Origin of the sequence: Streptomyces sp. NPDC020489 (assembly GCF_044386545.1) — a bacterium.
Classification (GTDB): Bacteria; Actinomycetota; Actinomycetes; order Streptomycetales; family Streptomycetaceae; genus Streptomyces.
This window is the reverse complement of sequence record NZ_JBIRUZ010000002.1, coordinates 416836-429846: the sequence shown is the minus strand read 5'-3', so window position 1 is coordinate 429846 and position 13011 is coordinate 416836. Positions and strand designations below refer to the sequence as shown.

The 13011-nt window shown below is 70.4% G+C and carries 13 protein-coding genes; 7 read left to right on the top strand and 6 right to left on the bottom strand.

What is annotated here, in order from left to right; translation table 11 throughout:
• Positions 1-55 precede the first annotated feature (55 nt).
• The 4 genes from ACH41F_RS05660 (at position 56) to ACH41F_RS05645 (ending at position 4837) form a co-directional block, all read left to right on the top strand.
• The gene (locus tag ACH41F_RS05660) at positions 56-874 is read left to right on the top strand and encodes an inositol monophosphatase family protein (RefSeq protein WP_398833219.1); all 819 of its coding nucleotides are present in this window, start codon (positions 56-58) and stop codon (positions 872-874) included.
• Positions 875-915: 41 nt separating this feature from the next.
• Entirely contained in the window at positions 916-1512 is a 597-nt protein-coding gene (locus tag ACH41F_RS05655; protein WP_398833217.1) for an NADPH-dependent F420 reductase, read from the top strand.
• 216 nt (positions 1513-1728) lie between these two features.
• Positions 1729-2571, top strand: a complete 843-nt coding sequence (locus ACH41F_RS05650; protein ID WP_398833650.1) for a phosphotransferase — start codon at positions 1729-1731, stop codon at positions 2569-2571.
• 535 nt (positions 2572-3106) lie between these two features.
• A complete protein-coding gene (locus ACH41F_RS05645) occupies positions 3107-4837 on the top strand; it encodes a SpoIIE family protein phosphatase (RefSeq protein ID WP_391232234.1) in 1731 nt (576 codons plus the stop codon).
• A gap of 124 nt (positions 4838-4961) precedes the next feature.
• Here ACH41F_RS05645 and ACH41F_RS05640 read toward each other — a convergent pair whose 3' ends face one another.
• Positions 4962-5489: a hypothetical protein gene (locus tag ACH41F_RS05640; protein ID WP_398833214.1), complete on the bottom strand. Its 528-nt coding sequence runs from the start codon at positions 5487-5489 to the stop codon at positions 4962-4964.
• A 1-nt stretch (position 5490) separates the two neighbouring features.
• A complete protein-coding gene (locus tag ACH41F_RS05635; protein ID WP_391232236.1) occupies positions 5491-5955 on the bottom strand; it encodes an ATP-binding protein in 465 nt (154 codons plus the stop codon).
• A 184-nt stretch (positions 5956-6139) separates the two neighbouring features.
• Here ACH41F_RS05635 and ACH41F_RS05630 point away from each other — a divergent pair, with 184 nt between their 5' ends.
• Together ACH41F_RS05630 and ACH41F_RS05625 are read left to right on the top strand one after the other, a co-directional pair.
• Complete coding sequence (locus ACH41F_RS05630; RefSeq protein ID WP_391232237.1) at positions 6140-6370, top strand: DUF397 domain-containing protein; 231 nt, start codon at positions 6140-6142, stop codon at positions 6368-6370.
• 104 nt (positions 6371-6474) lie between these two features.
• The gene (locus ACH41F_RS05625) at positions 6475-7395 is read left to right on the top strand and encodes a Scr1 family TA system antitoxin-like transcriptional regulator (protein ID WP_391232238.1); all 921 of its coding nucleotides are present in this window, start codon (positions 6475-6477) and stop codon (positions 7393-7395) included.
• Between the two features lie 34 nt (positions 7396-7429).
• On the opposite strand, the gene ACH41F_RS05620 is transcribed toward ACH41F_RS05625, so the two are convergent.
• The 4 genes from ACH41F_RS05620 to ACH41F_RS05605 form a co-directional block, all read right to left on the bottom strand.
• The gene (locus tag ACH41F_RS05620) at positions 7430-8248 is read right to left on the bottom strand and encodes an SAM-dependent methyltransferase (protein ID WP_391232239.1); all 819 of its coding nucleotides are present in this window, start codon (positions 8246-8248) and stop codon (positions 7430-7432) included.
• Between the two features lie 155 nt (positions 8249-8403).
• Positions 8404-8820: a VOC family protein gene (locus ACH41F_RS05615; protein ID WP_391232240.1), complete on the bottom strand. Its 417-nt coding sequence runs from the start codon at positions 8818-8820 to the stop codon at positions 8404-8406.
• 53 nt (positions 8821-8873) lie between these two features.
• Complete coding sequence (locus ACH41F_RS05610; protein ID WP_398833208.1) at positions 8874-9479, bottom strand: dihydrofolate reductase family protein; 606 nt, start codon at positions 9477-9479, stop codon at positions 8874-8876.
• Positions 9480-9686: 207 nt separating this feature from the next.
• On the bottom strand, positions 9687-11951 hold the full coding sequence (locus tag ACH41F_RS05605; RefSeq protein ID WP_398833206.1) for an ATP-binding protein: 2265 nt from the start codon (positions 11949-11951) through the stop codon (positions 9687-9689).
• A 105-nt stretch (positions 11952-12056) separates the two neighbouring features.
• On the opposite strand from ACH41F_RS05605, the gene ACH41F_RS05600 reads away from it, so the two are divergent.
• Positions 12057-12890: an alpha/beta fold hydrolase gene (locus ACH41F_RS05600; protein WP_391232243.1), complete on the top strand. Its 834-nt coding sequence runs from the start codon at positions 12057-12059 to the stop codon at positions 12888-12890.
• Positions 12891-13011 lie beyond the last annotated feature (121 nt).

Sequence of the window (13011 nt, the reverse complement as noted above, 5' to 3'; positions counted from 1 at the left end):
CACAGCGTGGTCCCGCCGGCCTCCTCATCACCCCTCCTCACACGGGAGTTCCACCATGTCCGAAACGCCCCAGGCCCCCGATGGCGCCGCTTCCGACGCCGATGTGCTCGACCACACCGCGAGCGCCGTGCGCGCGGCCGGTTCGGTACTGCGCGAGCGCTTCGGCGAGGTGGTCCGCTACCAGAGCCGCGAGGAGTTGATGCGCGCGCTCGCCGCCAACGACTACGCGGCGCTCGACATCCTGCGCCCCCGCCTCACGCGCCTGCGCCCGGACGCCGGCTGGGTCGAGGACGAGCTGGACGGCGGGGCGCTGCCGCCCGGCGAATGGTGGGTCGTGGATCCAGCCGAAGGCAACGTCAACCACCTGCACGCGCTGCCGGAGTGGGCGGTGACCGCCACCCTCGTACGCGAGAACCAGCCGGTGCTCACTGCGGTCCACCTGCCGTTGACCGGCGAGACCTACACCGCGCTGACCGGAGCGGGCGCCTACGTCGACGGCCGGCCGCTGCGGGTCTCCCCGACCGAGGATCTCGCCTTGAGCATCGTGGCCACCAGCCAGGCCCGGCCGGACGAGGACGAGCAGGTCGTGCGGCGCGTCGGCTCCTCGATCACCGCGATGCTCTTCGACGCGCTCGTCGTCCGCACCGCCGTGCCCGCGACCCTGCACCTGCTGAACGTGGCCGCCGGACGGATCGACGCGTTCTGGCAGTTCGCCGCCGCCCGCGCGGACCTGCTGCCCGGGGCACTGCTCGTCACCGAGGCCGGCGGACAGATCTCCGACGCCGAGGGCCGCCCCTGGACCCCGCAGAGCGAGAGCTTCCTGGCCGCCGCGCCCGGCGTCCACGCCGAGGCCGTCGCCACGCTCTCGCGCTGATCGCGCACCACACCACGTACGTACGGAAGGACCAGACCATCATGAGCACGATCGCAGTCCTCGGCAACGGCCGCGTCGGCGGCAACCTGGCCGCGGCTCTCACCCGGGCAGGACATGAGGTGACCGTGGCGGACCGCACGCCGGGCGCCTCCGCCGACGCCGCCCGGGGCGCCCAGATCGTCATCAACGCCACCCCGGGCGCCGGTTCGCTCGACGCACTGGTCGCCTTGCGCGAGGAACTGTGCGACAAGATCCTCATCGACGTCTCCAACGCCACCGTCGACGGACCCGACGGACTGCCCGCCGACCTGATCTACCCCGGCTCGAGCCTCGCCGAGCAACTCCAGCAGGCGCTGCCCGAGACGCGCGTCGTCAAGACCCTCAACACCATGCTCTTCCCGGTGATGACCGCGCCGAGCACGCTCACCCAGGCGCCGGACGCCTTCCTCTCCGGCGACGACCCACAGGCCAAGCAGACCGTCCGCGAACTGCTCATCGACCTCGGCTGGCGCAAGGAGTGGATCACCGACCTCGGCGGCATCCAGACCGCCCGCGCCACGGAGGCCGCGATCCTGTTCGTACCGCACGTGATCCGGTCCAGCGGATTCGCACCCTTCGCGATCTCGATCGCCCGCTGACCCGGCCCGGACGGCAAGCCGGGACCGACCATGTCCGGAGCCATGCGACCCGGGCCGCCGAGCCGGCCCGGCCGAAATTCCCAGGCTCATGCAGGCCGCTCCTGCGATGCTGTTCGCCGCCGCGGAGGTTTGGGCGCTGCATGCTCCGCGAAGACGGCAGGGACGCCGCAGTCGTTCTCAAGACGTGTACGCGTGCTCGACCATGAGGGGGACGACATGGAGCCGCCGGAACTCAGTCGCGCAGTGGAAGCGGGACGTACGACCGCTTCTGCACTGGGCCTTCAGGTCGACGATGTGTTCGTCATCCACAACTCGGATCGCGTGGCACTGCGCCTGGCTCCGTGCGATGTGCTGGCTCGGGTCGCGCCTCCAGGGCATCTGGCTGGTTCCGAGTTCGAGGTGGAGGTCGCCCGCCGTCTTGCCGACGTCGACGCTCCCGTGGGCGAACTCGATCCTCGGGTGGAGCCGAAAGTCTTTGTGCGTGACGCCTTCGCCATCTCGCTCTGGACCTACTACGAGCCTGCGGAGTCGGAGATCGCTCCGGCCGACTACGCAGACGCGTTCAAACGGCACCACGACGCCCTGCGCCGAATCGACCTGGACGCCCCGCACGTCACCGATCGGGTCGCGAGGGCACTCGGAGAGGTGAAGGACCGGGAGAGGACCCCCGCGCTGCCCGAGTCCGACCGAGAACTCATCATCAGCACGCTCAGCGTCCTGGGCGCCGCGATCGGCCCTGACCGAGTCGGCGGCCAGCTGTTGCACGGCGAGCCGCATCCGGGCAACGTCCTCGACACCCGCAGGGGGCCCCTCTTCGTGGATCTCGGTACGTGCTGCCGCGGACCGATCGAGTTCGACCTCGCCCACGCGCCCGAAGAGGTGGCGACGCACTATGAGGGTGCTGGTCACGGGCTGATTCGCCAGTGCCGCGCCCTGAACTGGGCGATGTTCTCAGCCTGGCGCTGGCGCCGAGATGACCAGATGCCGGACCGGCACCACTGGAGAGCGGCGGGGCTCGACCATGTCCGCGCGGCACTCGATCGCTGCGAGCTGGGCTGAAGCGGAGAGTCGGCGATGGTCACGAAGGCGTCAGTGGGGGAGCGGATGCCGGCCGACGACCGCACCTGGGTGCTGGAGGCAGCCCCCCCGGCACGGCTGGCGTCCTCGGCGCGTGTCACCTCATCGGCCCTGTCACCGGCAAAGGACTGCTTATCGCCTGCCGTGAGGACGAAGCCGCAGCTCACGCCGTCCGCGCGGTGATCGAGAGGCGCACCGGGGGGATCTGGGACGTGGGACGCCAGCTGCGAGGCGTTCATCCAGCCAGCGATCTGCCAAGACATCCGGCCACGGGTGACGCGGCGCCATTTGGCCACGGGTAACGCGGCGCCATCAAGCACGTGCGCGAGATGATGTAGCTCCCGACCCACGCCTCGACTGGGCCTCACGCCCTGCCATCCATGACGTGCCGTCGGGCACACCGCGTGCTGGTGTGACTATGTTGGGGCACTCGCTCAAGGAACGTAGGACTGGAAGCGGACGCGGGTGCCGATGTGCAGTGGGTGGCGCGGGTCGGCAATCGCAAAGGAGGACGGGCGTGACGGGGCCAGAAGGGGCCGAAAGAGCCGATCAGTGGTCTCGCAGGGCGGCTGACACCGCCCTGGTCGGGGCGCTGGCCGCGATCGGCGCGGGGGCCTACGTGGTGGACGCCAAGGGTTGCATCCTTGCCGTCAATGCCCGCGCGGAGCAGCTGCTGGCCCGTACCGCCGAGGAGCTCGTGGGGCATGACGCGCATGATCTGCTGCACCGGGATGCCCGTGGCCAGGCCCTGCCGACCAGCCGATGCAGCATGCGACAGGCGTTCTACGCCAGGCACACGGCTCAGACCGAGGGGGACTGGTTCGCTCGCGGTGATGGCTCCCTGCTGCCCGTCTCCTGGATGATCGCCCCCTACGACATGGGCGGTCCGGACGCGGCCACGCTGGTCATCTTCCACCGTGACCAGCAGCACCAGGAGGCGGACCGGCGCTCGGAGCAGGCAGCCGAGCCGCTGACGGAGCTCGAGCGGCTGGCCTTGTTGGCGGAGACCACCACGCAACTGACCTCCACCTTGGACGTCGACGAGACGCTGCGTCGGCTCGTGGCCCTGGTGGTGCCGCGCTTGGCGGACTGGGTGATCATCGACATGATCACCGAGCGCGACGAGGTGTGGCGCACCGCCGTCATCCACGCCGACGGCGACAAGCTGGTGCACCGCGACGACCTCGAAGGACCCATGCCGCCGGTACCGGAGGAATCTCCGATGCCCCTGTCCAGAGCCCTGCGCGGGGTGGCGTCCACCGTCGCCAGTCCGCAGACCTACGAGGGCAGCCCGGACTCCGGCATCGCGGTCGAACAGCGCCGCCTCTTCGAGGCCACCGGTATCCGCTCCGCGGCCATCGCTCCCATCCGCAGTACCCGCGAGGTCCTGGGCGCCCTGACCCTGGGCCGCGCGGACCAGGCGAGGGACTTCACCAGCGCGGACCTGGCGCTGATCGAGGACATCGCGCGACGGGCCGCGGTCGCCCTGGACAACGCCCGCCTCTACCAGCGTCAGCGCACGGTCGCCGAGACCATGCAGAACCACCTGCTGCCTCAGTTGCCTCGGGTGCCCAGGCTGGAGATGGTCGCCCGCTATCTGCCCGCACCCGACGCCTCACAGGTCGGCGGCGACTGGTACGACGCCTTCCGTCTGCCCCAGGGCGCCACCGCACTGGCCGTCGGCGACGTCGTCGGGCACGATCTGGAGGCCGCGGCCGGTATGGCACAGGTGCGCAACATGCTCCGCGCCTACGCCTGGTCCCAGAAAGAGCCGCCGAGCAGGATCGTGGAGCGGCTCGACGAGGCGCTCACGCACATCACCAATGTGCCCATGGCCACGATGATCTACGCCCACCTCGAAGACACGGGGGACGGCCAGTGGGAGCTGTGCTGGACCAATGCCGGGCACCCGCCGCCCCTGTTGATCACCCGTGACGGTCTCACGCGCTACCTCGACGAGGGCCACGGCATCCTCCTGGGCACCGGGACCCGCAGGCCCCGCCCCGACGCCACCGTCGTGCTGCCGCCTGGCTCCACCCTCCTGCTCTACACCGACGGCCTCATCGAAGAACCCGGGCACTCCCTGGACGAGGGACTCGCACGCCTGCGCCAGCACGCCGCCGCCCTCGCCCACCGCTCCCTGAAATCCCTCACCGACCAGCTCCTGCGCCGGGTCCGCCCCGCCGACAACGACGACGACGTGGCCCTGCTGGCTCTGCGGACCCCGTTCAACAAGCGGACGAGGTGAGGAGCGGGGTCCGGCAAGGCGACCACGCGCCCACCCGCTCCGACGGCGGCTGCACGCTCCTCGCACGCGAGCCATTCCTTCGCCGACGCAGCGGTTGCCCGTCAGGCCCGGGCCGCCGTGGCCGTCACCGGGCCAGCGTGGAGGCGAGCGCCTCGGTCGCGTCCACGAGCTCGCTGTCCCGCTCGGCCAACAGGCGCGGGATGACACTGCGTTGCGCGCGCACGGCCTGGCGGGCGTCCGACTCCCAGGCGATGTCGTCGCCGTGGTGGCGGCGCAGCTTCGGGTAGGCGGCGGCCGTGGTCTCCCACTGGCGAGCCTCGGCTATGTTCCGCAGCAGGTGCAGGATGTGCACACGACACGTGATCTGCGGTCGTTGGGCCAGGTCCCACAGGAAGGGGACGGTGACGGCTGTCGCCTGTCCGACGAGGAAACCGTGCCGGCAGATGCGGTGCCGCAACCGGCCCAGCGCGTCGCGCGCGGCGGCCTCGTCGCCTGAGGCGATGGCGGCGAGCAGGAAGGGGATGGCGGCGGCGGACCCCGACGAGTCCTTGATGTCGCTCCAGGGCACGAGACCGGCGTCGCGGAGCGCGAGGGCCTGATACGGCCGCGGCGCGGCTCTGTCACCGCTACGGACGTCGGAGGACCGCTGCATGTCAGGCCCGCGGACCTATGGGCAGCATGGCCCAGACGGTCTTGCGCAGGGGCGAGTGCCGGGTCCAGCCCCAGTGCCGCGACAGCGCCTCCACGATGAACAGTCCACGCCCGCTCTCGCCGAGCTCGTCCGGCGCGTGCGGGGGGCACGGATGTCCCTCGCCCTGGTCGGTCACGGCGCACACCAGGTGCGCGGTCCGGCGCGTAAGGCGCAGCCACACCTCGGACTCGGCGTCGGCGTCCAGGTCGCCGCTTCGGCCGTGCAGCACGGCATTGGCGGTGAGTTCGGAGACGACGGTCAGCGCGTCGTCCCGGTATTCACCCAACCCCCACTCGCCCAGGACGCGTTGGGTGAACTCGCGCGCCTGTGCACAGCCCTCGTTGTTGCCGGGCAGTCGCAGGGTGGCGCTTGTGCTGGTGGGGCGGGGGTGGGCGCTGGGGGGTGCGGGCCGGTGTGCCGGGAGCACGGTGGGGCCAGACCAAGGTGCTGGGCGTGCGGGCTGCGACACGGCATCTCCTGAGGTGACGTCAGGACTGGGCGCCAGCACGGATGTTGGCGACGGGGTTATTATCCATCTCGTCAGCCGGTCCGTGCAATTTCACGGGAAATTGCGCGTGCGGATCGAGCCAGTCATGCGCGAGGAGACTGCGATGCCATCTTTTCCGAACGGAGTGCAAGCGAGTTCCTTGGACGTCCGCTGGACCAAGAGCCGACACAGCAACGCCGAGGGCAACTGTGTCGAGGTGGCTCCCCTGGCCCAGGGAGGCGTGGCCATACGCAACTCCCGTGACCCGCACGGCCCGGCGCTGGTCTACACGTCCGCCGAGGTGGCGGCGTTCCTGGCAGGGGTGAAGGACGGCGAGTTCGACGACCTGATGTGACAGGGGGCGCGCGCCGTCCGCACCGAGCTGGGGACGGAGCATGCGCGCAGGGGCCAACCGGTGCGATAATGCGGGCTGTTGCCTTCTGTCCACCGGGAGTCAGGATGCCCTCCGAGTCACCGCGCGTCTCCCGTCTCGAACCGTACCTGCAGCGCACCGAACCCGCGCCGACTTTGCTCAAGATGCTGGTCGGCGTGCAGTTGGCGGGCTTGCGCGAAGACGCGGGCATGGCGCAGGAACAGGCGGCGCGTGCCGTCGGGTTCAGCGCGGCGAAGCTGTCCCGCATCGAGGCGGGCAAGGGCCGCCGGCCACCCTCCGAGGGTGACGTCCGCGCCCTGCTGGACCTCTACAAGACGGAGGACTACGAGGCGTCGGTCCTGCTGCAACTGCTGCGGAGGGCCGGTGAACCCGGATGGTGGCAGCGCTTCGACAAGCGGCTGATGCCGGAGTGGTTCGATCGGCTCGTCGGCCTCCAGGAAGCGGCCGATTTCATCCGTACGTTCGAGATCCAGTACGTACCCGGACTGCTGCAGACGCCGGCCTATACCCGCGCCGTGGTGGAGCGCGGCCTGCCCTCGGCCCCGACCCGCGAGGTGAACCGCCGCGTGGAGCTGCGCATGAAGCGGGCGGAGCTGCTGGGACGGCCGGACGCACCGCAGCTGTGGGCGGTCGTCGACGAGTCGGTGCTGCTGCGGGTCCTGGGCAGCCGCGAGATCATGCGCGAACAGGTGGAGTACCTCATCGCGATGGCCCAGCAGCCGCATGTCGTCGTGCAGGTCGTCCCCCTGGACGTGACCAACGCGTCCGCACCGGCCATCCCGGTCACGTACCTGCGCTTCGGCGGTCTCGATCTCCCGGACATCGTCTACCTGGAGCACATCAGGAGCGCCACGTTCCTGGAGGACCGCGACGAGACCGAGCAGTACCGCGTGGCACTGGACCAACTGGCCGACGACGCGCTCAGCCCTCGTGACACCCTCGACTGCCTGCGCAGGACCGTCAAGGAGCGCTACGGGGGCCAGTGAGCCGGTGCGGCACCGTCACAGCGGTGCCGCACCGTCACAGCATGCGGCCGACCCCGCCGAACTCGACCCACTCGTGGGTCTGCTGACGCGGCGCCACCTCGGTGTCGGGCCGCCAGGTGGACACCTCCACCAGGCCCGGTTCGAGGATCTCCAGCCCCTCGAACCACTGCGCCACGTCCTTCTCCTGGCGCACCCGGCCCCAGTGCCCCTGAGTGGCCTTGTCCATGAAGTCGGTGACGAACTCCCGCACCTTGGGGTCCTCGCTGACCAGTTGGCACATCACCAGGCAACTGCCGGGCACGAGCCGCTCGGTCACCCGCTTCACCACCGCGAGGGGGCCGTCCGTGTCGCTGTCCGGGATGCAGTGGAAGACCGAGTTGAACAGCACGCCCACCGGCTGCGAGAAGTCGATCAGCCGCTGGGTGTCGGGGTGGGAGAAGATCACGTCGGTGTCGCGCAGGTCGGCCTGGATCACGGCCGTGCGGTCGTTCTGGTCCAGCAGAGCCCGGCCGTGCACCAGAACCATCGGATCGTTGTCCGCGTACACGACGCGCGAGGTGGGATCGATGGCCTGGGCCACCTGATGCACGTTGTTCTGCGTGGGCAGACCGGACCCATGGTCCAAGAACTGCCGAATGCCGTACTCCTGCGCCAGCGTCCCCACCACCCGCTGCAGGAAGCGCCGGTTGTTCAGCGCCAGCGCCCGGGTGCTGGGCACCACCTTGTCCAGTTCCTCGCAGGCGGCACGGTCGACCGCGTAGTTGTCCTTGCCGCCCAGGTAGTGGTCGTACATGCGCGCGGCCGTCGGAACCGTGGCGTCGATCTTGGTGGACAACCGCTTCCCGGATTCCATCGTCTCCCCAGTCACCTACCCGCACCGGCCCGACCGGCGCGTCAGGCAATACATCCTAGGGACAAGGCACTTGAGGCAGCCACCGTCTCCACGAAGTCCAACCGCCGGGTGCCCGCGAGGTCTCCGGTGTCCGGGTCTTTGTGGTCGACGAACCGTTACCGGGTGCCGTTGGTGGGCCAGATGAGGCCCTGATCGGTCCAGATGACGCCCTTGTTGCGGCAGAGGCAGAAGGGGTGGCCGACGGGGTCGGTGTAGACACGGAAGCCGTAGCCGTCGGAGTCGGTGCAGTCCCGCTTCAGGGTCGCGCCGAGGGCCAGCACGCGACGCTGTTCGGCCTCGATGTCGTCGACTTCGAAGTCGAGGTGGAACTGCTTGGGATGCTCGCTGTCGGGCCACTGCGGGGCCCGGTAGTCGTCCACCTGCACGAAGGCCAGTTCCAGCTCGCCGAACCGGATACCGGCCCAGTGCTCGTCACTGTCCTCTTTGACGGGGACTCCCGTCACCTCGGAGTAGAAGGCTGCCAGCTTCATCGTGTCGGGGCAGTCGATGATGAAGTCGGTGAGTCGTAGCATCCCGTGATCTTGCCACACGACCACATGAACCGAAGTCCGGGCCGGGCCCAGGCCTAATAGCTGTCGTGGCTCGGCTTGCCGTGGGGCCGGTAGACGCCGACGATGGTGCCGCTCTTCGTGCTCGACACGCTGACCGGCTCCAGCGCGGTGGGGATCGCCCTGTCGGCGAACAGCCGCTTGCCGGTGCCGATGATCACCGGATGGATGCAGAGCCGGTACTCGTCGACGAGGTCGTGCCGCATGAGGGTCTGGGCGAGGTCTCCGCTGCCGACCACGTTGATGTCGGCGCCGTCGGACGCTTTGAGCTCGCGTACGGCAGCGGCGAGGTCGCCCTCCAGCAGCGTGGAGTTCTGCCAGTCGACGGACGTCAGAGTCCGGGACGCCACGTACTTGTGCATGCCGTTCATCCGGTCGGTGAACGGGTTCTCAGGATCAGCGGTCGGCCAGTACGACGCGAAGATCTCGTACGTCTTGCGGCCGAGCAGCATGGCGTCGGAGCCTTCGTACCAGCCGGCGACGGCCATACCGACCTCGTCGTCGCTCACCGGCTTCTGCCAGCCGCCGTGCTCGAAGCCGCTCTCGGCGTCCTCGTCCGGACCGCCCGGCGCCTGCATGACGCCGTCCAGCGTCAGGAAGGTACAAACGATGATCTTGCGCATGGTGCGCTCCCTTCGTCGAGGGGTAGACCGCACAGCCGCCGGAGACTCATCGGTGAAACTCGCGGGGGCCTGGTTCACTCATGGAACTCGCCGAGTCGGCGCTGCGGCCCGCGGCTGGTGAGGCGGCGCTCACGACGGTGCGGGTCGGCCGCATCCGCTTGTTTTTCCTCGACCACGAGGACGGCCGCCGGGGCCGGGCCGACGCCCTCACGCAAGCCTGGCCAGGGCGGTCGCCGTCTCGTCGGCTGAGGTCGTGTCGCCGGCCGTGACGAACAGGCGGTGGGCCTCGGTGAAGCGGGCATGGGCCTCGGTCAGCTCGCCGCACCGCTCCAGGGCTGTGGCGAGACCGGCGAGGGCCCGGGCCTGAAACCGACTGGTGCCGCCGTGGGTGACGGGGGCTATGACGGTGCGGAAGGCCTGTACCGCCTCGGGCCACCGCTCCAGGGCGAGCAGATCTTGGGCTATCTGATGGCGCACGATGGCCTCCGCGAACTCCTGGAAGCCCGGCACGTCACCGGCCCGGACGCCCAGCAGCGCCAGGTGGACACTCAGTGCCTCCTCGGCGCGCCCGGCCTCACGCAGGGCGCTGCCGAGGACACGGCGGGAGACCGCCTGGCCCGCCTCGTCACCGGTGGTCGCGAAGAGCCGCACAGCGCTCTCGGCGGCCTCGGCAGCCTCCGCCGGGCGGCCCAGGGACATGCAGGCCCCGGCGATGTACGTCGACGCCCAGGCCTGCTGCGCGATGTCGCCCGCGTCCGTGGCCAACTCCAGTGCGCGGCGGGCGTGTTCCTCGGCCTCCTGGTGACGGCCGTCGCTCACCGAGTATGTCCAGGCCAGGCAGTTGAGCTGGTGGGCCTCGGCCGGCCGGTCACCGAGCGCCGCCGCCGCGCGGACGCCGTGGGAGAACAGGGTGCGCCACTCGGGCCAGGAGTCCCAGCGGTCGGAGAACCAGTACAGCGTGCGGGCCGCGTGCAGGATCTCCCGGTGCCGGCCGGCCGCCGACATCACCGGCAACGCGCCTGCCCAGTGGGCGCGTTCGGTGGTCAGCCACTCCTCGGCCTCCGCGGCGGACGAGGGGGTGAAGGGTGCGGGCTCGCCCTTCCACGGCTCCGGCGCGGTGTCCGGTGCCTCGAACAGGCGGCCGGCTGCCGAAGCCGAGCGCAACAGCCAGTCCGCCACCTGGAGATGGACCGTGTCCGCGTCCTCCTCCTCGTCCCGCAGCCGCTCACGGGCGAAGAGCCGCACGAGATCGTGCAGGGCGTATCGGTGGGGTGTCGTCTCCTCCAGCAGGCCCCGGTCGACCAGCAGGTCGAGGGAGGCCTCGGTGGTGAGCGGGTCCTCGCCGCCGAGGACGGCCGCGAGGTCCGGGCCGGCGTCGTGACCCGGCAGCAGGGCGAGTCGGCGCAGCAACCTTTGGTGAGCAGGCGCGAGTTGGCCGTACGACAGGGCCAGCGCGCTGCGGACGGCGAGGTCGCCCGCGACCAGTCCGCTCAATCTGCGTTCCTCGTCGGTGAGTTGGCTCACCAGTCGGGCCGGGGTCCAACTCGGGCGGCTGGAGAGGCGGTTGCCGACGATCCGCAGGGCCAGGGGGAGGTGGCCGCACAGTTCGGTCAGCCGGGTGATCGCTTCCGGCTGGCCGTCGGTGCGCGGGGTCCCGAGGATCCGTTCCAGCAGTCGTGCCGACTCGCCGCCGCTGAGCCCGCCGAGCCTGATCCGCCGGACGCCTTCCAGTCCGGCCAGCGGCCGTCTGCTGGTGACCAGCACGAAACTGCCCTCCGCGTCCGGCAGCAGTGGTCTGGTCTGACCCTCGTCGGCCGCGTCGTCCAGGACGACCAGTGCCCGCCGGCCCGCGAGCGTGGCGCGGTAGAGCGCCTCCCGGGCGACCGGGTCGACCGGGATCCGGTCGGGTGGGTGGCCGAGCGCTGTGAGCAGGAGGACCAGGGCCTCGGCCGGGGGCAGCGGGGAGTCGCTCATGCCGTGCAACTGGACGCAGACACAGCCGTCCGGGAAGGCGCGCGACAGCCTTCGTACCGCCTCCGCCGCCAGTGTCGTCTTGCCCTGCCCGCCCGGCCCGAAGAGCACCACGGCCCGCGTCCGGGCCCCGCCGGCGAGGGCCTCCAGGTCGGCCAGTTCCTGTTCCCGGCCGGTGAAGTCCGGGACCGTGCGCAGGAGATACGGCGATGTCGGCGCCCCTCCGCGTTCCCGTCCGGCGTCGGCGAGGCGCTGGAGGCGCTCGCGCTGCTCGGCGTCGAGACGGAGGGCGGCGGCGAGCGCCTCGACGGTACGGCGCTGCGGTCCACGGCTGCGGCCGCGCTCCAGGTCACCGAGGGCGCGCACGCTCACTCCGGACGCCTCGGACAGCTCCTCCAGGGTCAGCCGGGCGGCCCTGCGCAGGGAGCGGAGCAGCCCGCCGAAGGCGGTGCCGCCGGGGGAGGAGTCGGACTGCGGGGATTCAGATGTGTGACTGGTCATCACGACAATTAGAACAAGCGTTTTCTACTTCCGCCTGTACTTCTGCCTGGCGGGCCGGGGCCGCCCCTGATGAGCTGGAGTCTCCCTACGACAAGGACGACCGACATGCCGTACATCACCGTTGGCCAAGAGAACAGCGCGCCCATCGAGCTCTACTACGAGGACCACGGCACCGGACAGCCCGTCGTGCTGATCCACGGGTACCCGCTCGACGGCCACTCCTGGGAGCGCCAGGTCCCGGCACTGCTGGAGGCCGGCCACCGGGTCATCACCTATGACCGCCGCGGCTTCGGCCGTTCCTCGCAGCCGACCACGGGCTACGACTACGACACCTTCGCCGCCGACCTCAACAAGGTGATCGAGAAGCTGGACCTGACCGACGCGGTCCTGGTCGGCTTCTCCATGGGCACCGGTGAGGTGGGCCGCTACCTGGGCACGTACGGCTCGGGCCGGATCGCCAAGGCGGCCTTCCTCGCCTCGCTGGAGCCCTTCCTGCTCAAGACCGACGACAACCCGACCGGCGTCCCCCAGGAAGTCTTCGACGGCATCTCGGCCGCGGTCACCAAGGACCGGTACGCCTACTTCAGCGCCTTCTACCAGGACTTCTACAACCTGGACGAGACGCTGGGCAGCCGGATCAGCGAGGAGGCCGTGCGCCACAGCTGGAACGTGGCCGCGGGTTCCTCGGCCCACGCCTCGGTGGCCTGCGTGCCCACCTGGATCACCGACTTCCGGGCCGACGTGGCCAAGGTCGACGTACCGTCGCTGATCGTGCACGGCACCGGCGACCGCATCCTGCCGATCGACGCGACCGGACGGCCCTTCCACGCGCTGCTGCCTTCCGCCGAGTACGTCGAGATCGAGGGCGCCCCGCACGGGCTGCTGTGGACGCACGCGGAGGAGGTCAACGCGGCGCTGTTGGCGTTCCTCGCGAAGTAGTTCCCAGCGGGACACCCCTGAGCCAGCGGGACACCCCTGAGCCAGCGGGACACCCCCTTAGTCAGCGGGACACCCCCTGAGGCGGTCACCGCCGACAGCCCGGCCGCCATCGCCGGGTGGT